This window comes from Streptomyces sp. NPDC002125, from assembly GCF_053593715.1.
Genome location: NZ_JBSFDD010000002.1, coordinates 1 through 22,362, shown reverse-complemented (window position 1 = coordinate 22,362; position 22,362 = coordinate 1). Strand labels below are relative to the sequence as shown.

The following is a 22,362-nucleotide window of genomic DNA, read 5'->3' as shown; positions in this document are numbered from 1 at the left end:
CGCATATGTACAAAAGAAGGACCCGAACTTTGACACTCTGGACATCGCAGGGGACCTTCGCGACACGTAACGGACACATACCGGGGGTGAAGCGAGCGCGGCGTTCGGCAGAAGGGGCTGCTCCGGCGTCGTCGCGACCAGGCGTCGGTCCGGTCGGCCCCGACGTCGCGACCGGCATCCGTTCGCCCGGTCCACGTCGCGACCGGCATCCGCGCGCCCGGTCCCCGGGTCCCGTCGGCGGGGAAGGTGACCGGGAGCCGGCCCGCCCGGGCCGCTCAGTCCGCCATCAGCCGGGCCAGGGCGACGGCCTCGGCCAGGGTGTCCACCACGGGCACACCCGCCGCCTCCAGACTGCTGCGGCTGTGGGAACCGCCGGTGTAGAGCACGGCACGCGCCCCGACGTGCGCCGCCGCGACGGCGTCGTCGACCGCGTCTCCGATGACGACAGCGCGCTCGGGAGCGATGCCGCCGAGCACCTCGAAGTGCCGCTCCATGTGCTGCGCCTTGCTGCCGCCCGAGGGGCCCGTGCGGCCGTCGACGCGCAGGAAGTGACGCTCGATGCCGTACGCCCGCACCACGGGCACCAGGTGCTCATGGCCGTACATGCTCAGCAGCGACTGGCTGCCGCCCGTACGCAGCCACCCGGCGAGCAGCTCCTCGACACCCGCGGTCAGTGCGCAGGCTGCCCGCTGCTCGGTGTAGTGGCGGTGGAAGAGACCGTCCATCCGCTCCCACTCGGCGGGGGTGGGCAGCCTGCCCATGAGCCGCTCGTAGAACTTGGGTATCGGCACGCAGTACGTCTCGCGGTACTGCTCCAGCGTGAGCGGAGCGAGATCGACCTCGGCGAACGCGGCGTTCGTCGCCCCGAGGACCGCTTCGATGTCGTCGAGCAGAGTGCCGTTCCAGTCCCAGACCAGGTGGGTGCGGTGCTTCCCGGATGTCGCCATGCACAGAAAAATACCCGCCGGGTCCGACAGACGGTCCGGGCGCTTCGGGCTCCGGGCGCTTCGGGCTCCGGATGTATCCGGCTCCGGGTGCTCCGGATGCGTCTGGCTCCGGGTGCTTCAGGCAATGAGACCGGGGATCTCCTGGATACCGAACCACAGCAGCTCGTGGTCCTCCGCGCCGTCCACGGTGAACCGGGCGTCGTCGTCCCCGAGATCCGCGGCACCCAGGGCCGCGGCCGCGGCGGCGACAGCCTTCTCGGCGTCGTCAGCGTCCACGTGCACGGCGGCGGCCCTGGACAGCGCCACGGGGTCCGCGATCCGCACCTCGCCGAGCGACGACGTGTCCAGGACGTGGTCCGGATCGGCGACCGCGGCCCCGTCCGGGACGTCGAGCGCTACGACGACCCGGCGCCGCGTCTCGTCCGGCTTGCCCGCGATCAGCCGCAGCGAGGCAGCCGCGGCCCGGTTGAGCGCCGCGTACTCCAGCTCCTCGATGTCGTCGGAGACGTACCACTCACGCAGTCCGGGAGTCACCGCATAGGCGGTCAGCGGCCCCGGACCGACCTCGCCCGCCCCGTGCACCGCGGCGAGACCGGAGAGTGTCAGGGGGACGTACACACGCATGGCTGACCGCTTTCGTAGTCGATGACGCCCTCAGGATACGTGCGGCGTCCCCCTTCGGGGTTGCCGATCCACCCCCTGCCGTCCACCGCGCGGCGGCCGTCACCCCCGCCGATCCCTTGCGGCGCCGGGCCCATCACCTGGATAGGTGATCCCGCCGGGCGCCCTGCCGTGTCGCCGCCGCGCTTGCGGGGCCCCCGACGGGCCCCGTAGAAGATCCCCAGCAGAAGTTACCGCCCGGTACTCGTACGGGCACCGGACAGCAGCCACGGGGGCTACGCGCATGATCAAGGACAGGACCAGGCCGGCCGGACGACACGACCGCAGCAGGCCGGGCACCGTGCCGGTGCAACGGCCCCGGCGGCCCCTGCGCCCGCACCAGTGGTTCGCGGAACGCCTGCTCGCCGTCCTGAGCGGCCAGCGGCCCGTGCACTGGATGCTCGGCCACACCATCGGCGAGGCCTACGACCAGCTCGCCGAGCTCGCCCCGAACGCCCCGCTGGGGGTGGGCTGCAGGCGCCCGGTCGTACGCACCTGCTACGGCAGCCAGCCGGCCGACGGCGTGGTCGAGGCCTTCGCCAGCATCGCCACGGGCGAGCAGGTCCGCGCCATGGCCTTCCGGCTGGAACAGGGCCGCGACCTCCGCTGGCGCTGCGCCGCCATCGACCTGGGCGGCGAGCGCCTCCCGGCGGTCAGGTAGCGGACCGGGCCCCAGGCGGGCAGGACGGTCAAGCACGTCCTGCCCGCTGGGGCCCATTCTGGCGCCGGAGGACGAAGATCGGCCGCACCCGGACGCCGGAGAACGAAGATTCGGCCGCACCCGGACGCCGGAGAACGAAGATTCGGCCGCACCCAGGCCGCGAAGGACGAAGACCCGGCCCACCCCGCGGCCGGCGGCAACCCGAGTCCTCGGCCGCCGAGGCGGACCCGGCCCACCCGGCAGCCGGACGGCGGACCGATCCCAACCCGGGGCCGGACGGCGGACCGATCCCAACCCGGGGCCGGGGTCGGCCGGACGGCGGACCGATCCGCCGCCCAGTCCTCGGTCACGGACCGAGCCCGCCCTTCGACCCAGGGCACAACCCCGCCAACGCCGCAGAACGGCTCCAGCGGGCCGCTGACGCCCCTTCCGCCCCGAGCTGTCCGGTCACCCACCCTGAGCCGGGAGAAGCCAGGAGACGCCCGGCAAAGGCCGTGGAAACGGCCCGGCCCGGACACCGAGTGGTGTCCGGGCCGGGCCGTCGTCATCGGACGAGCCGCGCGCTACTTCTTGCGGCGCCGTCCGCCCGTGCTCTTCTGCGCCTTGCGGCGCTCCGCACGCGTCAGCCCGTCACTCTCGGACCGGGCGGCGTCGCCGTTGGAGAAGTCGCCCTCGACGACCCCGCCCTCGCCGTCCACCGTGGGAGCGGAGAAGTGCAGCCGGTCCGGACGCTGCGGCGCGTCCAGGCCCTTGGCCCGGATCTCCGGACGCCCGGCCGCGGCCGCCACCGGAGCACCCTGCTTCTCCAGCGAGGTACGGTCCGCCGTGTCCTGCACCGGGACCTCCTCGACCTGCTGCTCGACCTGGACCTCCAGGTTGAACAGATAGCCGACGGACTCCTCCTTGATGCCCTCCATCATGGCGTTGAACATGTCGAAGCCCTCGCGCTGGTACTCGACTAGCGGGTCCTTCTGCGCCATGGCCCGCAGGCCGATGCCCTCCTGGAGGTAGTCCATCTCGTAGAGGTGCTCGCGCCACTTGCGGTCCAGGACGGACAGCACCACGCGCCGCTCCAGCTCACGCATGATGTCCGAGCCGAGCGTCTTCTCACGCTCCGCGTACTGCTCGTGGATGTCGTCCTTCACCGACTCGGCGATGAAGTCGGCGGTCACCCCGGCCAGGTCGCCCGCGGCCTCCTCAAGCTCCTCGACGGTGACCTTCACCGGGTAGAGCTGCTTGAAGGCGCCCCACAGCCGGTCCAGGTCCCACTCCTCGGCGAAGCCCTCCGCCGTCTCCTGGCGGATGTAGTCGTCGATCGTGTCGTCCATGAAGTGACGGATCTGGTCCTGCAGGTCCTCGCCCTCCAGGACGCGCCGACGCTCGCCGTAGATGACCTCACGCTGCCGGTTGAGCACCTCGTCGTACTTCAGGACGTTCTTACGCGTCTCGAAGTTCTGCTGCTCCACCTGCGACTGCGCGGAGGCGATCGCCCGGGTCACCATCTTGTTCTCGATCGGGACGTCGTCGGGCACGTTGGCCATCGACATCACACGCTCGACCATCTGCGCCTTGAACAGCCGCATCAGGTCGTCACCCAGCGAGAGGTAGAACCGGGACTCGCCCGGGTCGCCCTGACGGCCGGAACGACCGCGCAGCTGGTTGTCGATACGCCGCGACTCGTGCCGCTCGGTGCCCAGCACGTACAGGCCGCCGAGCTCCTTGACCTCCTCGAACTCGGCCTTCACGGCCTGCTCGGCCTTCTCCAGCGCGGCGGGCAGCGCGGCGGCCCACTGCTCGACGTGGTCCACCGGGTCGAGACCGCGCTGGCGCAGCTCCGCCTCGGCGAGGTCGTCCGGGTTGCCGCCGAGCTTGATGTCGGTGCCTCGGCCGGCCATGTTCGTGGCGACCGTGACCGCGCCCTTGCGGCCGGCCTGGGCGACGATCGTCGCCTCACGGTCGTGCTGCTTGGCGTTGAGGACCTCGTGCTGGACACCGCGCTTGGAGAGCTGCTGCGAGAGGTACTCGGACTTCTCGACGGAGGTCGTGCCGACCAGGATCGGCTGCCCCTTCTCGTGCTTCTCCGCGATGTCGTCGACGACCGCGGCGAACTTCGCGACCTCGGTGCGGTAGATCAGGTCGGACTGGTCGGCACGGACCATCGGCCGGTTCGTCGGGATCGGCACGACGCCCAGCTTGTAGATCTGGTGGAACTCGGCCGCCTCGGTCATCGCCGTACCGGTCATGCCCGAGAGCTTGTCGTACAGGCGGAAGAAGTTCTGGAGGGTGATCGTGGCGAGGGTCTGGTTCTCGTCCTTGATGTCCACCCCTTCCTTCGCCTCGATGGCCTGGTGCATGCCCTCGTTGTAGCGGCGGCCGGCGAGGATACGGCCGGTGTGCTCGTCGACGATCATGACTTCGCCGTCGATGACGACGTAGTCCTTGTCCTTCTTGAAGAGTTCCTTGGCCTTGATCGCGTTGTTGAGGTAACCCACGAGCGGGGTGTTCACCGACTCGTAGAGGTTGTCGATCCCGAGCCAGTCCTCGACCTTGGAGACGCCGGGCTCGTGGATGGCCACGGTCCGCTTCTTCTCGTCGACCTCGTAGTCGCCGGTCTCCTCGATGCCCTTCAGCGGGTTGCCCGCCTCACCCCTGGTGAGACGCGTGACCAGCTTGGCGAAGTCGCCGTACCACTTGGTGGCCTGGTCGGCCGGGCCGGAGATGATCAGCGGCGTACGGGCCTCGTCGACGAGGATCGAGTCGACCTCGTCGACGATGGCGAAGTTGTGGCCGCGCTGGACGAGCTCGTCCTTGGACCACGCCATGTTGTCGCGGAGGTAGTCGAAGCCGAACTCGTTGTTCGTGCCGTACGTGATGTCGCAGGCGTACTGCTCACGGCGCTGGGCCGGAGTCATGTTCGCGATGATGCAGCCGACCTCGAGGCCGAGGAACTTGTGCACCCGGCCCATCATCTCGGAGTCGCGCTCGGCCAGGTAGTCGTTGACCGTGATCAGGTGCACGCCCTTGCCGGAGAGCGCGTTGAGATACGCGGGCAGGGTGCCGACGAGGGTCTTGCCCTCACCGGTCTTCATCTCGGCCACATAGCCGAGGTGCAGGGCGGCGCCGCCCATCATCTGTACGTCGTAGTGGCGCTGTCCGAGGACGCGCTTCGCGGCCTCACGGACGGTCGCGAATGCTTCGGGAAGCAGGTCGTCCAGGCTCTCGCCGTCCGCGTACCGTTCCTTGTACTCGTCGGTGAGCGCCCGCAGCTCGGCGTCGGAGAGGTTGACGAAGTCCTCTTCGATGGAGCTGACCTGGTCCGCGATGCGGTGCAGTTTGCGCAGGATCTTGCCTTCGCCTGCACGCATGAGCTTGTTGAAGACGGACACTGAGGCTGGTCTCCTTGCCGGTCGGGCCTGGCACTGGGTCGTGTGATGGACTCTGGCGCGGGCACGGCAGGTAGGCCCCACCGCAACGGCCATCGTAAGCGAGGACCCCACCACGCCGGGAGGGCTGCTGCCGCGTTGTCCCCGCCGCACCCTCCCAGGACAACGGACAGAGGGGACGGAAGGTGCCGGGCAGCCCGAAAAGAGCTCGCATCCCGCCTCCGTCCTCACCAGAATCCCTCCATGGAACCCACTGCCGTCACCACCGAGCGCCTGCTCCTCCGGCCCTTCGAGCCCGGCGACGCGGAAGCGGTGTTCGCGGAATGCCAGGATCCGGCGATCCAGCGCTGGACGGTCGTCCCCTCCCCGTACACCCGTGCCGACGCGGAGCTCTGGACACGGAAGCTGTCGCCCGCGGGCTGGCAGGACGACTCGATGTACAACTTCGCGGTGCTGCCGCGCGACGGCGGTCCCCTCGTCGGCGCGCTCGGGCTCACCCGCCGCGACCACCCGGGAACGTACGAGATCGGATTCTGGACGGCCAGGGAGCACCGGGGCTCCGGCTTCACGACGGAAGCGGTGATCGGCGCGGCACGCTGGGCCTTCACCGCCCTGGGCGCGGACCGGGTGGAGTGGCGGGCGGAGATCGGCAACACCCCGTCACGGGCGGTCGCCCTGCGTGCGGGCTTCCGCATGGAGGGCGAGCAACGGGCGGCCCTGCTCAACAAGGGCGTACGCCGCGACACCTGGACCGGTGCACTGCTCCCGGCCGACATGGGGCTGCCCGGGACGCTTCCCCATCTGCCGGCCCGCGATGTCAGTGGCGCGCTCTAGGGTTCGACGCATGACGTCTGTGCCGCAGCCCGTTCTGGAACTCTCCGCCGACCAGGCACGCCGGATCGCCCTGCGCGCCCAGGGCCTCCTGGGCGCCCCCGACCGCCGGGGCGGGGTCCCTGGAGTGCTGCGCCACCTCGGGGCCGTCCAGCTCGACACGATCTCCGTCCTCGCCCGGTCCCACGAGCTCGTGCCCTACGCCCGCCTCGGCGCGCTCGGCCGCCGTACGGTCGAGGAGGCGTACTGGTCGGGCGGCCGCTCGTTCGAGTACTGGTCGCACGCCGCGTGCATCCTGCCGGTCGAGGAGTGGCCGCACTTCGCGTTCCGCCGCCGCTCCTACCGCTCCCGGCCGCACTGGCACCACGACCTGCCCGACGGGGCGTACGAGACGGTGATCAAGCAGCTGCGCGCCGAGGGCCCGCTGACGGCGACCGAGCTCGGCGGCGCGAAGAACGGCGGGGAGTGGTGGGACTGGTCCGCGTCCAAGGTCGCTGTCGAACGCGCCCTGATGTACGGCGAGGTGGTGTGCACCGAGCGGCGCGGCTGGAAGCGGGTCTACGACCTGGCCGAGCGGGCCATCCCGGACGCCCTGCTCCACGACGACCTCGACGACGCCGAATGCGCGCGGCGCCTGGTGGCCCTGGCCGGGCGTTCACTGGGGGTCGGCACCCGCACGGACATCGCCGACTACCACCGGCTCAAGGGCGAACAGTTCGACGCCGTCGTGGCGGACTCCGGGCTCGTCCCGGTGACGGTACGGGGCTGGGCGAAGCCCGCCTGGGCGCACCCGGAGGCGCTGGCCACCGAGCCCCGCGGCCGGCACCGCACGACGCTGCTGTCGCCCTTCGACTCCCTCATCTGGGAACGGGCGCGTACGGAGCGGATCTTCGGCTTCACCCACCGCCTGGAGGCGTACGTCCCGCGGCCCAAGCGGATCCACGGCTACTTCGCGATGCCCCTGCTGGCGGGCGGACGGCTGCGCGGCCGGGTCGACCCGGCCAGAGAGGGGACGACGCTCGTCGCACGCCAGGTGTCGCTGGACGGCGTGAAGTCCGTGGCGCCGATGGCCGAGGCGCTCGTCGAAGCGGCGTCCTGGGTCGGCTGCACGGATGTGCGGCTGGAGCGTGTCGACGCACCGGAGCTCCGCGAGCCGCTCCTCGCGGAGATCGCGCGCACCCTCGGCTGAGCCCTCGGCCTGCGGCTACCGCGCTATCTGATCTCGAGGATCTTCTCCCGCATGGCATAGACCACCGCTTCCATGCGGGAGTGGAGCTGGAGCTTCTCCAGGATATTGCGGACGTGGTTCTTCACGGTGTTCTCGGAAATGAACAATTCCTTGGCGATATCGCGGTTGTTCATGCCCGTGGCCACGAGTTTGAGGACTTCCAGCTCCCGCTCGGTCAGACGCGGCGCGGGCACGAGCCGGCGCTCGTCGGTGCGCTGGATCATCGACTTGAACTCGGTGAGCAGTTTGGACGCCATCGACGGGCTGATCTGGGACTGCCCGTCGGCCACCGCGCGAATGGCCGTGGCCACCTCGTCGGTGGAGATCTCCTTGAGGAGATAACCGGTGGCGCCCGCCTTGATCGCCTCGTAGAGGTCGGCCTCCTCGTCGCTGATCGTCAGCATGATGATTTTCGCGCTGGGCGCCACCTCCTTGATGGAGGTGCAGGCCTCGATCCCGCCGCGCTTGGGCATCCGCACATCCATCAGCACGATGTCGGGCAGCAGGTCCGCGGCCTTGTCGACCGCCTCGGCGCCGTCCCCCGCCTCCCCGACGACCTGGATGTCCTCCTCCTGCGCGAGGACGATCTCCAGCCCCCTGCGGAAAAGCGCGTGGTCGTCGACGACCAGCACCCTGATGGGTTCCTTGCGGGAACTCCCGTCGTCCGCCACGGCTTCCGCACCGGCAGCGCTGTCGGCATCTTTCGCCCCGCGCACGGGCCCGAAGGTGTCCGCCATCGTTCCTCCCCCTGAAGGCCACTGCCCGAGGTCACAAGCTGTCCGCCAACGCCAGTGCGCAGAGCACCGATTGGCCTGGGACGCCATGCTTTCATGCCCGGCCGCCGAAGCGGTGCCCCGCGTGGTCGCGCGCGGTGCCCCCGGGGGCGCGCAGACGCTTCCAGGGGCACCGTGTACCAGCTGTGGATGGTGGCGTGTCAGCCGCCGAGCGCACCGCCCGCGCCGCCCGCCCCGTCGGAGGCAAGCGGATCGGTCCTCAGGTGGATGACACCGTAGTCATAGGCATGTCGCCGGTAGACGACACTGGGCTCCTTGGTCTCGGAGTCGACGAACAGGTAGAAGTCGTGTCCGACCAGCTCCATCTCGTAGAGCGCCTGGTCGAGCGTCATCGGTGCTGCGACGTGCGTCTTCTCGCGCACCACGAGAGGGCCTTCGCCCTGGACCTCGAGCGAACCCATCCTGGTGGTGGGCACGGACGACGCCGGCTCCTCGGGGATCAGCTCACCGTCCCCGTTGAACGAGGCGGCGCCGGGTACGACCTCCGCCACTTCGGACGCGGAGATCCGGCCGTTGCCGCGCCGGCTGTAACGCTTGTCGTGCTCCTTGCGCAGCCGTGCGTCCAGCTTGTCCGTGGCCAGGTCCAGCGCTGCGTACGGGTCGCCTGCCGCCGCTTCCGCCCGGATGACCGGCCCACGCGAGCGGAGCGTGATCTCCACCCTTGCCGCACGGTCGGCCTGACGGGGATTCGGCTCCTTGGACACCTCGACGTCGAGGCTGATCACCTTGCCGTCGAACTTCTGGATCTTGTCCAGCTTCAGCTTCTCGGCCACGTGCTTGCGGAACCGCTCGGGCACCTCGGTCTTGCGGCCCTTGACGACGATGTCCACGCAGAACTCCGTTCCCGGATCGCTCCGCTTCGGCGGCGGAGCATCTCCCTTTTGCACCAGACTCCGGTGATCGCCGGAGCATCGGACTCGGTGACGTTCACCTCCTCCTCCCCCGTCGGCAGGGAATCCACCCCCACCGATTTCCATGCTTCTGGCGTACCGGTGAGTTACCTGCCCGAAACCTGGTGGTGCATTCGTCGAGGTGCGGCATTCACCGTGCCTCACAACCGAACATAGCCTGCCCACCGCCGTGTCGGCACCCGCTACTCACGCGTACCTCCGATCAGGGCCCATTACCCACTCACCACCTGCAACGATGGAAGTAATCTGTCAGTTCCGGTTTAATTCGAAAGCAGACGGAGAAGCCGCTACCACCGCAGCTCGAAGCCCTGCCGCCGCCGTGTCCGCGGCCGGCCCCGCCGCGCGGACCGCGCGTGCCGCCTCGGCCAGCGAGGACCCCGTCGTCAACAGGTCGTCCACCAGCACCACCCGACCGCCGCCGAGCAGTCTCCGGCCGCCTTCCGCCACCACCAGCGCGCCCGCCAGATTCGCCTGCCGCTCGCGCGCGCCCAGCCCCGCCTGGTCGGCCACCGCGCGCCGCTGCCGCAGCACCGGGAGCACCCGGGCCCTCGTCCCCCCGCGCCTCAGCTCTGCCGTCGCCGCGACCGCGATCCTGCGGGCGGGATCATGCCCGCGCGCGGCCGTCGCGCGTCTCGCCGAGGGCACGGGCACCAGCAGCAGGGGGTCAGCGCCACCCACTTGCCCCGCTCCGGCCCGCACGGCGCCCGCCAGCGCCCTTCCGAGCGCCCCGGCAAGGCCGAGTGCCCCTCGCTCCTTGTGGGCCAGCAGCACGGCGCGTACCGCGTTCTCGTACGGCGCGGCCGCGTGGACCACGGGGAGACCCGCCGGCTCGGGCGCCGGTCTCACCCTGCGCGGTGCCCTCGCCAGATCCTCCGCGCACTCCTCGCACAGCAGCGCCCGTGGCCTGCCGCAGCCACCGCAGGCCACGGGCAGGACCAGGCCCACGAACTCGCGTCGCCATCCCCGCACCATCCCACTGTGCCCGGGCAGCGGAGGCCCTGCCACCCCTGTGGAAAACCCCTGTGGACAACCGGAATCGGCCGCACGACAGGGCCGATGAGGACGCCCTGCAAGAGCACCGGACAGCGGAGGGCGACAGCCCGGTGCCGCCGCCCGGCCGGGACCCGCCCGGCGGCAACAGCCCGGCAGCGAGCCCGGCCGGGACCCGGCCGACGCGCCTGCCCGCCTCAGCCCGGGTAGACCAGCGAGGATCCGTCCTTGAGGACCGTCTGCCAGTTGTCGCCCGGCGACAGCTTGACGATTCCGTCGCTCTCGGTGTCCGCCATCAGCGGCAGCTGCTCGTCGTCCGCCGCCGCGACCGCGGTCACCTGGTTCACACCCGGCAGGACCCCGGAGGACGAGGTGGAGCCGTCGGCCTGCACATAACGCACCTGCTGTACACCGCCCTCCTCCTTGCCGACCACCACGAGACGGCTGCGACCGGACCAGGAAACCGCCGACACGTCCGCCAGCTGGGGTGCCGCCCGGCGCAGGTCCTCCACGGAGACCTGCTCCGACTCACCCGAACCGTGGCGCTCGACCCGGCCGATGTGCAGCGTCGTGTGCCCGCCCTTCGACACCCGCAGGGCGATCCGGACGCCGTCGGCCGACATCCTCAGCGCCTCGATCCGCCCGCCGTTCAGGCCGGGCACCGCGACCTCCTGCGGTTCGCCCGCGCCGTCGGCCAGGCGCAGCAGCCGGGGATCCGCCGGATCGCGGTCGGCGACCCACAGATCGCCGTTGCCGTCCCAGCTGGGCGCCGACAGCCGGTCCCCGGGCTTCCTGGCCTTGCTCGTCACCACCGGAGCCGCCGGCTCGCTCTCCACGACGAGGGAGGACACGTAGAGGTTCTGCTGGTTCTCGGAGACCCCGGCGGCCAGCTGCTCGTCCCGGGCCACACCGACGGCGCTCAGGGCCACCGCCCCGTCGCCGAGCGGTCCGGTCACCGGCTCCGGGTCACCGCTGCCCTTGCTGCTGCCGGGGATGCGCTGCACATGGCCCTTGTCGTCGACGAAGTACTGGCTGTCGGGAGCGTCGGACCCGTGGTCCGAGGAGAAGTCCTCGGCCTCGTCGGCCCCGAGGGAGCACAGCGGACCGCTCGCACCCTGCAGCTCGACCTGTCCCACCCGGGCGGACGTCAGGTCCCTCAGGGTGAAGAGCACCTGGGCGGCCATCATCCGGCAGGCACCCTGCCCGGCCTTGTCGGCCTTCTTGTTCAGCGGCACCTTCAGGACGTTCTGGTCGTCGGGTGCCAGCGAGGTGACCCCCTTCCTCAGCGCCGTGCCGGCGGGAAAGCGCGAGTCGACCACCGGACGCAGCCAGTTCGACGGCCCCGCGAGCAGCGTCCGCACCGTCTGCGTGGCCGTGTCCATCCGCGTCACGGGGTCCGTACGGTTGCGCACGTAGACGGGGTCGGCGACGAGCGCCGGCTTCTCGTCCGTACGCCCCGCCGCGAAGTAGTACTTGTTCACGGAACGGTAGAGACGCTTGAAGTCGGACTGCCCGAGCACCAGGCCGTCCGGCACGATGTCGATGCGCCACTCCTGCTTGCCGTCCGCCCCCTTCTCCCGGACCAGGTGCAACGTCTGGGCGTACTCAGACGGGGCCAGCGGCCGGTACGAACTCTGCGCGTCGACCGACGCCACCTGGTCGCCGGTCAGGGTGTACGTGGTCTCGGTGGTCTTGCGCGCCTTGTCGTGGATGGTCGGCCCGTTGCGGTTGGGGGCCTTCGCCAGCACCGTGGTGCCCTCGCTCGGCTGCCAGGTACGCGCCGCTTCCGCGGTCAGATACTTCCGCGTCGTACGGAAATCGGGGTCGTCGCTCGTCATCGACTCCAGGAAGCCGTCGACGACCTCGAGGGGCGACGCACCCTCCCTGGGCGGCACGGCGTAGACCTGCACCTGGGAGTCACCCGGCTGCGAGGCGTCGACCGCCTTCACATCACCGGTGACCGGCATCGCTCCGCATCCGGCGAGCACCACGACGCCGCAGCCGAGCAGCGCGGTCAGCCGCACCGCCCGGCCGTGGCCGCCCCGACGACGGTCAGTGTCCACGTGCCGTGTCCCCCCGCTCCGGGTCCTGCGTCTCTGGGTACTGCGTCTCCGGGTCGCCGCCCGCTCCCGGCCGTTCCCCGGCCGGACGCGACACCACACGCGCCCCGTTGCCCGGCAGTGCGGCCGGATCGACCGACGCCTGCGTACGCGACGCCACCGCGCCGTGCACCGGCGCGGGCAGCTGCGACCGGGCCGCGGAACCGGCCTGGCTCGGCACGGACATCAACCGGTGATCGGCCGCTGCCGGCACCGCCTCCGCACGCTCGCGCTCCTCCCGGTTACGCCGTGAGTCCTCGGGCTCCAGCGGTATCGGCGAGCCGCGCAGGGGCTCGTCCGCCGTACGCGGCAGGGTCAGCCGGAACTGCGAACCGCCACCGGGCTCGCCCCATGCCTGGAGCCACCCTCCGTGCAGCCGGGCGTCCTCGACGGCGATCGACAGCCCGAGGCCGGTACCGCCCGTCGTGCGGGCGCGTGCCGGGTCCGCACGCCAGAAGCGGTTGAAGACCCGGGTCGCCTCGCCGGGCTTGAGTCCCACGCCGTAGTCCCGGACCGCCACGGCCACGGCGCCCTGCGCGACGCCCATCCGCACGACGACGTCCCGGCCCTCGCCGTGCTCGACGGCGTTGACGACGAGGTTGCGCAGGACACGCTCGACACGGCGGGCATCGGCTTCCGCGACGACGGGCTGCTCGTCACCGACCACCCGGATCCGGGTGCCCTTCCGCTCCGCCAGCGGCTCGGCTCCGCCGATCACGCGCCGGACGACCGTCCGCAGATCTATCGGTTCGGCTTCGAGGGCCGCGGCTCCGGCGTCGAACCTGCTGATCTCCAGAAGGTCGGACAGGAGCGACTCGAAACGGTCGAGCTGGTCCCCCAGCAGCTCCGCCGAACGGGCGGTCACCGGGTCGAAGTCGACACGCGCCTCGTGGATGACGTCGGCGGCCATCCGCACCGTCGTCAGCGGGGTCCTCAGCTCATGGCTGACGTCGGAGACGAAGCGCCGCTGCATGCGGGAGAGCTCCTCCAGCTGCTGGATCTTCAGCTGGAGGTTCTGCGCCATCTTGTTGAAGGCCTCACCGAGGCGCGCGATGTCGTCCTCGCCCGTGACCTTCATCCGCTCCTGGAGCCGGCCCGCGGAGAGCCGCTCGGCGATCCCCGCCGCCATCCGTACGGGTGTGACGACCTGCCGCACCACGAACCAGGCGATGGCCCCGAGCAGCACGACCACGAACAGACCGGCCGTGGCCAGCGTCGTCGTGACAAGCGTCAGGGACTTCTCCTCCTGCGTGAGCGGGAAGAGGTAGTACAGCTCGTACGGATTGTGGTCGACGTCGTAGAGCCTCTTGCCCACGACGAGACCGGGCTCCGGGTCCTTTCCGTACGAGTACCGGATCAGCGAGTACGTCTGGTACGCCCCCTGTCCCTTGCCCACGTCGTCCCGCAGCCTCTGCGGGACACTGGATGCCTCCACGCTGCCGGAACCCCGGGGGGCACGGCTGGTGACACCGCTGTCGGCGGAGTCCACGCTGAGCGCCACCACGTTGAACGCGTTGGTGCCACCGCTGGCGAGCTGGTCGACGAGCTCGGTACGCCAGGAGGTGTTGGCCGTCATGCCGTCGGCGCCCTCCTCGCTCTGGTCTCCCGGCACCAGGGGCGCGTTCGCGTTCGTCTGGGCGGCGGCGAAGCCTCCGGCAGCCTGGGTCTGGGCGGCGTTGCCCTTCGCTTCGAGCAGGCCGTTGCGGACCTGCCCGATCACGACGAAGCCCAGGAGCAGCACCACGGCGATCGACATCAGCAGCGTGCCCGCGACGACGCGGAGCTGCAGATTTCGCCGCCAGAGCCGGACGGCGGGCAGGAGCGGCCCGCGGATCCAGCGCATCAGCAGCCGGGGCACGGGGCCGCCGGGCGCCCGGTCGCGGAACAACCGGCCGCCCCGCAGGACCCGGCCGAAACGGGGAGTACTCCGCACCGGCCCGGCAGCCCGCTCCGTACGGGCCCCGGGACCCCCGGGAGGCGGAGCAGCGCTGCCCAGGGTCATGTCAGCTCGGTCCGGCCTTGTAGCCGACACCGCGGACGGTCACGACGATCTCCGGCCGCTCGGGGTCCTTCTCGACCTTCGAGCGGAGCCGCTGGACATGCACGTTCACCAGACGGGTGTCGGCGGCGTGGCGATAACCCCACACCTGCTCGAGCAGCACCTCACGGGTGAAGACCTGCCACGGCTTGCGGGCGAGGGCGACCAGCAGGTCGAACTCCAGCGGGGTGAGGGCGATGGACTGCCCCTCCCGCTTCACCGAGTGGCCGGCGACATCGATGACCAGGTCACCGATCGTCAGCTGCTCCGGCGCGGGCTCCTCGGACCTCCGCAAACGCGCCCTGATCCGGGCGACCAACTCCTTCGGTTTGAACGGCTTGACGATGTAGTCGTCGGCCCCGGATTCCAGGCCCACCACCACATCCACCGTGTCGCTCTTGGCAGTGAGCATGACGATCGGCACACCCGACTCGGCCCTGATCAGCCGGCAGACCTCGATGCCGTCCCTACCGGGCAGCATGAGGTCCAGCAGCACCAGGTCCGGCTTGGCCTCACGAAATGCGGCCAGTGCCTTGTCGCCGTCCGCTACGAACGACGGCTCGAAACCTTCTCCCCGCAGCACGATGCCGAGCATCTCGGCCAGTGCGGTGTCGTCGTCGACGACAAGGACGCGTCCCTTCATAAACGACATCATCCCATTAGCTAATCGTTACCTGCGATGACCTGGCACACAGCTCTGCCAGTCCGACCCCCGTGACCGGGGAAATGACGCCCTCCTCCGTGACGATCGCCGTGACCAGTTCGGGCGGCGTGATGTCGAATGCGGGGTTGTACGCCTTGGTTCCCGGGGGTGCGACGGCCGTCCCACCCCCTTCGCCACCGGCTGCCACACCGAGCACCGATGTGACCTCCGTCACCTCGGCCGCGGAGCGCTGCTCGATCACGATCGATGTACCGTCCACCGTTTCGGGATCGACCGTGGTCGTCGGAGCCACGACGATGAACGGAACATGGTGGTACTTCGCGAGCACCGCCAACGGATAGCTCCCCACCTTGTTGGCCACCGAGCCGTCCGCGGCAATGCGGTCCGCCCCGATGAGTACGGCATCCACCTCCCCAGCCGCAAACAGCGAACCCGCCGCGCTGTCCGTGAGCAAGCTGTACGGCATCCCGTTCCTCGCCGCCTCGTACGCCGTCAGCCGCGCACCCTGGAGCAGAGGGCGTGTCTCGTCCACCCACAGCTGCCGCAGCCTCCCCTTCCTGTGCGCCTCCAGAGCCACCGCGAAGGCCGTGCCCGCACCACCCGACACGAGCGCCCCGGTGTTGCAGTGGGTGAGAAGCCGATGCCCGGACCCCGGCAGGAGCTCCGCCAGCAGCGCCAGGCCGTACTGCGCCATCCGCCCGCTGGCCGCCGCGTCCTCCCGGTGCAGAGCGCGCGCCTCGGCCAGCGCCGCGGCGGCGGCAGCCCCCGGAGCGGCCCCGCTCTCGACGGCGGACCGGTGCACCCGCTCGACCCGCCGCGCCCCGTACCCGAGATTCACCGCGGTGGGCCGCGCCCCCTCCAGCAGCCTCGCGGCCACGGTCGGGTCCTCGCCCCGGGCAGCCGCCAGCGCCACCCCGTACCCCCCGGCGATGCCCAGCAGCGGCGCACCCCGGACTGCCAGCGACCGGATCGCCCGCACCAGCGCGGGCACATCGGCGCACACGAGCTCCACCTCCTCCGAGGGCAGCCGCGTCTGGTCGAGAAGCACCACCGCAGGGCCTTCCGGAGGCTCGTCCCAGCGGAGCACGGAGAGAGCCGGGGGCTCGATGCCCGCCGTTGTTTGCGCTTCCTGATCAGCCATCCGCCCAGTCTGCCCGCTGAACCGCCCGCACACGAAGGCAAGAAGGAGATACGAGGCCTGGCCCGCACCGGACCGGCGCGTGGCACGATGGCTGGCAACCTGCCGCCCCGATGAGCGGGCAGGACTGTGAAGGAGCGACGATGAACGACTCTCCGGGCTGGGCTTCGCCCGGATCCGCCCCCTCCGACGGCCAGGAGACGGGCATCCCCCGCCCCTCCTCGCCCGTTGACGGAAGCGGCCCCTCCGGTCAGTGGTCTCCTGCACAGCCCCCACCAGGGCAGTGGTCCCCTCCGAGCGCCCCCGGCCAGGGCCCGGGCGCGCCGCCGCCAGCGCCGGGCTGGGGAGGAGCACCACAGCAAGGACCCGGATGGGGCGGCGCCCCCCTGGCAGCGAAGCCCGGCGTGATCCCACTCCGCCCGCTGGGGGTCGGTGAGATCCTCGACGGCGCGGTGTCCACCATGCGCACCCACTGGCGCACGGTCCTCGGAGTCAGCCTCACCGTCTCCGTGATCGCCGAGATCGTGATCATCCTGGTGCAGCGCTATCTGCTGCCCCAGCCCGAGTCGATCGACCCGAACGCCGTCGGTGCCGAGGCCCTCCGTCAGGCCACCGACTCGGCGCAGTCGCAGCTGATCACGAGCGCCCCCAGCACACTCGTCGCGATGATCGCCACGCTCATCACCACCTCGGTCCTCACCGTGGTGATCAGCCGCTCCGTGCTCGGCCGCGGCGTGACCCTCTCCGAAGCCTGGTCCGAGGCACGCCCCCGGATCCTTCCGCTGCTCGGACTGACGCTCCTGATCAGCCTGATGAGCGTCGGAATCATGGCCGTGGGCATTCTCCCCGGGCTGCTGCTGGGCAGCGGCCCCACCGGCCTCGCACTGACCCTCCTCGGCTTCATCGCCGCCTTCGTCGTGGTCATCTGGCTGATGGTCCGCTTCACGCTCGCGGCACCGGCCCTGATGCTGGAACGACAGCCCGTCGTCACCTCGCTGCGCCGGTCCGCGAAGCTGGTCAAGGGCAGCTGGTGGAGGACCTTCGGCATCCTGGCGCTCACCTACGTGCTGGTCATCGTCCTCACCTTGATCATCACCATCCCGTTCGGCATCATCGCCATGACCGTGGACAGCGACGGGCTGACCGAATTCCTCAACAGCAGCTCGACCGACTTCGGCTGGCCCTTCCTCATCGTCACCGGCATCGGCGAAGTGATCATCTCGACCCTCGCCTACCCCTTCACCGCGGGAGTGATGGCCCTGCTCTACGTCGACCAGCGCATCCGTCGCGAGGCGCTCGACCTCGACCTCGCCCGGGCCGCCGGGGTACCCGGCTACGACACCCCCACGAGCTGATGCGGTGACGGGGGCGGGGGGCACCACCTTGGCGGCACGGCTCATCGGCGCGGGCGAGGACATACCCGTGGACATCCCGCGCGTCCCCGCCCGCGAAGCGGCGGAGGACGAACTGTCCGACCCGATGTACCACGAGCACGATCCGAATCTTCTCGAACGAGGCCTGGACCGCTTCTGGGACTGGGTCGGCGACCTCATGGACGGCGCCGCCGGAGCCGCCCCCGGCGGCCCGCTCGGTCTCATCGTCATCATCCTGGCGGTCATCAGCCTCGGCGCCGCCCTCTGGTGGAGGCTCGGCACACCGCAGCGCCCCGTCCGCTCTGCGGAAACCCTGTTCGGAGGCACGGCCCTCAGCGCGGCCGGACACCGGGACGCCGCCGCCGCGCACGCCGAGGCCCACCGCTGGACCGAAGCCGTCCAGGAGCGGATGCGCGCCCTCGTACGCTCGCTGGAGGACCGAGCCGTGCTCGACCCGCGGCCCGGCCGGACCGCCGACGAGGCAGCCTCCGAAGCAGGCCGGCTGCTGCCCGCACACGCCGACAGGCTGCGAGCTGCCGCCCGGGTCTTCGACGACGTCACGTACGGCGGCCGGACCGCCGACGAGAACGCGTATCTGAGCCTGTGCACACTCGACCAGGACCTCGAAGCCGCCAAGCCTCTGATGACCGCCGCACCAGCACGGGGGGCCGCCGGATGACCACCATCACCGCCGTCCCTGCCACGTCGGCGTCCCGCACCCCGCACCAGATCTGGCAACGCACCCGGGGACTGCTGTTCGCCGTGCTCATCCTCGTCATCGCAGGGCTGGCGCTCGCCGCGCTCCGCTCCGGCGGACAGCACGGCCGGCTCGATCCCCGCTCCCCGGACCCCTACGGCAGCCGCGCCGTGGCCGAACTCCTCGAGGCGCGCGGCATATCCGTCGACGTAGCCACGACCCTCGACGAGGCCGCCGGTGCCGCGGGCCCCGACACCACCCTGCTCGTGGCCGGCCCCAACGTGCTCACCCCCTACCAGCAACAACGCCTCCGCATGGCGACCGCCGGCTCCCTGGGCCGTACCGTCCTCATCGCTGCGGGCGGCACATCCGTTCCCCGGCTCGCCCCCGGCGCACACAGTGATGCGTCCGGCCCCGTGATCGCACGCCCACCGCGCTGCGACCTCCCCGCCGCCCGCGCCGCGGGAACCGCTGACATGGGCGGCATCCGCTACACGACGGACGCACGCCGGGCCACCGCCTGCTACCCGGACAGCGGCCCGGCCACCCTCCTCGTCATGCCTGAACAGGAAGCCGGCGACACCGTGTTGCTCGGCTCCCCCGACATCTTCTACAACGACCGTCTCGACCAGCAGGGCAACGCGTCGCTGGCCCTGCAGCTCCTCGGATCCCGCCCACATCTAGTCTGGTACCTCCCCTCTCTCGACGATCCTTCCGCCAACGAAGGCGGCACTGGTACCGGCAGCGGAAACGACGGCAGTGACGAAGAAGCCTCAGGAGAAAGCGGCTTCATCGGTCTCATCCCTTCCGGCTGGCTCTGGGGCACCCTCCAACTCGCCCTCGCCGCCGCCCTCGCAGCCATCTGGCGCGCACGCCGTCTCGGCCCCCTTGTCACCGAGCACCTGCCGGTGGTCATCCGGGCCTCCGAATCCACCGAGGGACGAGCCCGTCTCTACCGCAAGGCCGACGCCCGCGACCGCGCAGCCGCGACGCTGCGCTCCGCCACTCGCGCCCGCATCTCACCCCTCGTCGGTATCTCCCCCCGTGACACCGATTCCCGCGAGGTACTCCTGCCCGCCGTCGCCGCGCGTCTCCGCACGCCGGACGGTGATCTCGGTGCCCTTCTCTTCGGCCCGGCTCCGGCCGACGACGCCGCGCTAGTCCTTCTGACCGATCAACTCGACGCCCTCGAAAGAGAGGTACGCACTTCATGAGCGTCCCGACCCCGGAGCACGCCGGGCCCGCAGTCACTTCAGGGACCCTCGCGGCCCCGGTGCACGACGACCGTGCCCGCGCATCCCTGGAAGCTCTGCGTTCCGAGATCGCGAAGGCCGTGGTCGGCCAGGACCCGGCTGTCACAGGACTAGTTGTCGCGCTTCTCTGCCGGGGCCATGTCCTTCTCGAGGGCGTCCCTGGAGTCGCGAAGACACTGCTCGTCCGAGCACTGGCCGCCTCTCTCGAACTGGACACCAAACGCGTCCAGTTCACCCCCGACCTGATGCCCAGCGACGTCACGGGCTCGCTCGTCTACGACGCCCGCACCGCAGAGTTCTCCTTCCAGCCCGGCCCGGTGTTCACCAATCTCCTTCTCGCGGACGAGATCAACCGCACCCCGCCGAAGACGCAGTCCTCCCTCCTGGAAGCCATGGAGGAACGTCAGGTCACCATCGACGGCTCCCCGCGTCCGCTGCCCGACCCCTTCCTGGTCGCAGCAACCCAGAACCCGGTCGAGTACGAGGGCACCTACCCCCTGCCCGAGGCCCAGCTGGACCGCTTCCTGCTCAAGTTGACCGTGCCCCTGCCCACGCGCGAGGACGAGATCAACGTGCTCACCCGCCACGCGGACGGGTTCAACCCGCGCGATCTCAAAGCAGCAGGCATTAAGCCCGTGGCCGGCACGGCCGACCTCGAAGCGGCACGCGCCGCCGTCGCCAAGACCTCGGTCTCTCCCGAGATCGCCGCCTATGTCGTGGATATCTGCCGTGCCACTCGTGATTCCCCCTCACTCACCCTCGGCGCTTCCCCCCGAGGAGCCACCGCACTGCTCTCCACCGCGCGCGCCTGGGCCTGGCTTACCGGCCGGGACTACGTCATCCCGGACGATGTGAAGGCCCTCGCCCTGCCCACGCTCCGTCATCGCATCCAACTGAGGCCCGAAGCCGAGATGGAGGGAGTCACCGCCGACTCCGTCATCACCGCTGTCCTGGCTCACGTCCCCGTCCCCCGGTGAGGCGGTGACCATGGCCCTCACCGGAAGAACTGCACTCCTGGCTGCTTTGGGGTCACTCCCTGTAGGCATCCTGGCGCCGAGCTGGACAGGCATGCTCGCGGTCAACGCGCCGCTCTCACTGGCAATTCTGTGCGACTACGCCCTGGCAGCGCCAGTACGTACGCTGCAGTTCACCCGAACCGGTGATACATCCGTTCGACTCGGTGACACTGCGACGGTGCAACTCACAGTGACCAATCCTTCCCGGCGGCGGCTCCGCGCACATCTCCGCGACGCCTGGCCCCCCAGCAGCTGGTCGTCGGAGACTGAGCAGACCTCCTCCCGGCACCAGTTCACCGTGCCTGCCGGCGAGCGACGACGACTCACCACGTACCTCCGTCCGTCACGGCGTGGAGACCGCCAAGCCGACCGCGTCACCGTCCGGTCCTTCGGCCCCCTGAAACTCGCGGCCCGCCAGGGATATCACCGTGTCCCCTGGACGGTCCGGGTCCTGCCGCCCTTCACGAGCCGCAAGCACCTCCCCTCGCGCCTCGCCAGGCTCCGCGAACTCGACGGACGGACCAGCGTGCTCACCCGTGGGGAAGGCACCGAGTTCGACAGCCTGCGCCCTTACGTGCCCGGGGACGACACCCGTTCCATCGACTGGCGGGCCACCGCACGCCAGTCGGCAGTCGCCGTGCGCACCTGGCGGCCCGAGCGGGACCGGCACATTCTCATCGTTCTCGACACCGGCCGCACATCGGCGGGCCGAGTGGGCGACGTACCGCGGCTCGACGCCGCCATGGACGCGACCTTGCTCCTCACCGCCCTTGCCACGCGTGCGGGCGACCGCGTGAACCTGCTCGCCTACGACCGCCGTGTCCGGGCCCAGGTGCAGGGCAGGGCCGCGGGCGGGGATGTCCTTTCTACGGTCGTCGGTGCCCTTGCCACGCTGGAACCGCAGCTCGTGGAGACCAACGCCCGCGGGCTCAGCACCGCCGCACTGGCGAGCGCCCCCCGGCGGTCCCTCATCGTCCTGCTGACAAGCCTGGACGCCGCGCCCATCGAGGAGGGCCTCCTCCCCGTCCTCCCTCAGCTCACCCAGCGACACACGGTCCTCGTCGCCGCGGTCGCAGACCCGCAGGTCGAAGCGATGACAGGTGCACGGGGAACAGTGGACGCCACCTACGAGGCCGCAGCCGGCGAACAGACCCAGGCCCAGCGCCGCCGCACTGCGGACCAGCTTCGGCGCCATGGCGTCACGGTTGTCGATGCCGGCCCGGACGACCTGGCCCCCGCGCTGGCTGATGCCTACCTCGCCCTCAAGGCAGCCGGCCGACTGTAGACGCCGCCCAACACCCGTCGTCCGAGGAGGGCATGCTCGACCGGCCCCCGTCAGGGGCCTCCATACATCCCTGGAAACGCAGAAAAGCCCCGTGCCACAAGGGCACGGGGCTAGTCCGTAATATTTGTTCGGCGGCGTCCTACTCTCCCACAGGGTCCCCCCTGCAGTACCATCGGCGCTGAAAGGCTTAGCTTCCGGGTTCGGAATGTAACCGGGCGTTTCCCTAACGCAATGACCACCGAAACACTATGAAATTAACCAACACCGGTGTAAACACGGCCGTTCGTTATTTCAGAACTAACACAGTGGACGCGAGCAACTGAGGACAAGCCCTCGGCCTATTAGTACCAGTCAGCTCCACCCGTTACCGGGCTTCCACATCTGGCCTATCAAC

At 70.4% G+C, this 22,362-nt stretch carries 18 protein-coding genes and 1 rRNA gene; 8 read left to right on the top strand and 11 right to left on the bottom strand.

Translation table 11 applies throughout. The features are described 5' to 3' along the window. Positions 1 to 275 precede the first annotated feature (275 nt). Both ACWCQM_RS03255 and ACWCQM_RS03250 read right to left on the bottom strand, forming a co-directional pair. Complete coding sequence (locus ACWCQM_RS03255) at positions 276 to 947, bottom strand: HAD family hydrolase (protein ID WP_450913655.1); 672 nt, start codon at positions 945 to 947, stop codon at positions 276 to 278. Between the two features lie 117 nt (positions 948 to 1,064). Then, entirely contained in the window at positions 1,065 to 1,571 is a 507-nt protein-coding gene (locus ACWCQM_RS03250) for a DUF6912 family protein (RefSeq protein WP_450913654.1), read from the bottom strand. 280 nt (positions 1,572 to 1,851) lie between these two features. On the opposite strand from ACWCQM_RS03250, the gene ACWCQM_RS03245 reads away from it, so the two are divergent. Then, complete coding sequence (locus tag ACWCQM_RS03245) at positions 1,852 to 2,268, top strand: Rv3235 family protein (RefSeq protein ID WP_073746190.1); 417 nt, start codon at positions 1,852 to 1,854, stop codon at positions 2,266 to 2,268. Between the two features lie 563 nt (positions 2,269 to 2,831). Here ACWCQM_RS03245 and secA read toward each other — a convergent pair. Next, positions 2,832 to 5,654, bottom strand: a complete 2,823-nt coding sequence (gene secA, locus ACWCQM_RS03240; RefSeq protein WP_450913653.1) for a preprotein translocase subunit SecA — start codon at positions 5,652 to 5,654, stop codon at positions 2,832 to 2,834. Positions 5,655 to 5,894: 240 nt separating this feature from the next. Here secA and ACWCQM_RS03235 point away from each other — a divergent pair, with 240 nt between their 5' ends. Together ACWCQM_RS03235 and ACWCQM_RS03230 are read left to right on the top strand one after the other, a co-directional pair. Next, positions 5,895 to 6,485, top strand: coding sequence for a GNAT family N-acetyltransferase (locus ACWCQM_RS03235; RefSeq protein ID WP_450913652.1), 591 nt, complete (start codon positions 5,895 to 5,897; stop codon positions 6,483 to 6,485). 10 nt (positions 6,486 to 6,495) lie between these two features. Further along, complete coding sequence (locus tag ACWCQM_RS03230) at positions 6,496 to 7,671, top strand: winged helix-turn-helix domain-containing protein (RefSeq protein ID WP_450913651.1); 1,176 nt, start codon at positions 6,496 to 6,498, stop codon at positions 7,669 to 7,671. A 23-nt stretch (positions 7,672 to 7,694) separates the two neighbouring features. Here ACWCQM_RS03230 and ACWCQM_RS03225 read toward each other — a convergent pair whose 3' ends face one another. The 7 genes from ACWCQM_RS03225 to mtnA form a co-directional block, all read right to left on the bottom strand. Further along, positions 7,695 to 8,447 (bottom strand): response regulator, encoded by a 753-nt coding sequence (locus ACWCQM_RS03225; RefSeq protein ID WP_073746182.1) that lies wholly within the window; start codon positions 8,445 to 8,447, stop codon positions 7,695 to 7,697. 197 nt (positions 8,448 to 8,644) lie between these two features. Further along, on the bottom strand, positions 8,645 to 9,334 hold the full coding sequence (hpf, locus tag ACWCQM_RS03220; RefSeq protein WP_267075351.1) for a ribosome hibernation-promoting factor, HPF/YfiA family: 690 nt from the start codon (positions 9,332 to 9,334) through the stop codon (positions 8,645 to 8,647). Positions 9,335 to 9,664: 330 nt separating this feature from the next. Beyond that, positions 9,665 to 10,384 (bottom strand): ComF family protein, encoded by a 720-nt coding sequence (locus ACWCQM_RS03215; RefSeq protein ID WP_450913650.1) that lies wholly within the window; start codon positions 10,382 to 10,384, stop codon positions 9,665 to 9,667. Between the two features lie 218 nt (positions 10,385 to 10,602). Beyond that, entirely contained in the window at positions 10,603 to 12,468 is a 1,866-nt protein-coding gene (locus ACWCQM_RS03210) for an LpqB family beta-propeller domain-containing protein (protein WP_450913649.1), read from the bottom strand. Then, complete coding sequence (mtrB, locus tag ACWCQM_RS03205) at positions 12,458 to 14,506, bottom strand: MtrAB system histidine kinase MtrB (RefSeq protein WP_450913648.1); 2,049 nt, start codon at positions 14,504 to 14,506, stop codon at positions 12,458 to 12,460. Before mtrB ends, ACWCQM_RS03210 begins: the two co-directional genes overlap by 11 nt. A 1-nt stretch (position 14,507) precedes the next feature. Beyond that, complete coding sequence (gene mtrA, locus ACWCQM_RS03200; RefSeq protein WP_187282414.1) at positions 14,508 to 15,197, bottom strand: two-component system response regulator MtrA; 690 nt, start codon at positions 15,195 to 15,197, stop codon at positions 14,508 to 14,510. A 4-nt stretch (positions 15,198 to 15,201) separates the two neighbouring features. After that, positions 15,202 to 16,347, bottom strand: a complete 1,146-nt coding sequence (gene mtnA, locus ACWCQM_RS03195; RefSeq protein ID WP_450913647.1) for an S-methyl-5-thioribose-1-phosphate isomerase — start codon at positions 16,345 to 16,347, stop codon at positions 15,202 to 15,204. 140 nt (positions 16,348 to 16,487) lie between these two features. Here mtnA and ACWCQM_RS03190 point away from each other — a divergent pair, with 140 nt between their 5' ends. From ACWCQM_RS03190 to ACWCQM_RS03170, 5 genes are read left to right on the top strand one after another with little or no spacing between them, the layout of a single operon-like run. Further along, the gene (locus ACWCQM_RS03190; protein ID WP_450913646.1) at positions 16,488 to 17,699 is read left to right on the top strand and encodes a DUF7544 domain-containing protein; all 1,212 of its coding nucleotides are present in this window, start codon (positions 16,488 to 16,490) and stop codon (positions 17,697 to 17,699) included. Between the two features lie 4 nt (positions 17,700 to 17,703). Further along, positions 17,704 to 18,396, top strand: a complete 693-nt coding sequence (locus ACWCQM_RS03185) for a DUF4129 domain-containing protein (RefSeq protein ID WP_450913645.1) — start codon at positions 17,704 to 17,706, stop codon at positions 18,394 to 18,396. After that, the gene (locus ACWCQM_RS03180) at positions 18,393 to 19,628 is read left to right on the top strand and encodes a DUF4350 domain-containing protein (RefSeq protein ID WP_450913644.1); all 1,236 of its coding nucleotides are present in this window, start codon (positions 18,393 to 18,395) and stop codon (positions 19,626 to 19,628) included. Before ACWCQM_RS03185 ends, ACWCQM_RS03180 begins: the two co-directional genes overlap by 4 nt. Beyond that, on the top strand, positions 19,625 to 20,644 hold the full coding sequence (locus ACWCQM_RS03175; RefSeq protein WP_450913643.1) for an AAA family ATPase: 1,020 nt from the start codon (positions 19,625 to 19,627) through the stop codon (positions 20,642 to 20,644). Before ACWCQM_RS03180 ends, ACWCQM_RS03175 begins: the two co-directional genes overlap by 4 nt. Before the next feature lie 10 nt (positions 20,645 to 20,654). Further along, positions 20,655 to 21,968, top strand: a complete 1,314-nt coding sequence (locus tag ACWCQM_RS03170; RefSeq protein ID WP_450913642.1) for a DUF58 domain-containing protein — start codon at positions 20,655 to 20,657, stop codon at positions 21,966 to 21,968. A gap of 126 nt (positions 21,969 to 22,094) precedes the next feature. On the opposite strand, the gene rrf is transcribed toward ACWCQM_RS03170, so the two are convergent. Next, a 5S ribosomal RNA gene (rrf, locus tag ACWCQM_RS03165) occupies positions 22,095 to 22,211 on the bottom strand. Positions 22,212 to 22,362 lie beyond the last annotated feature (151 nt).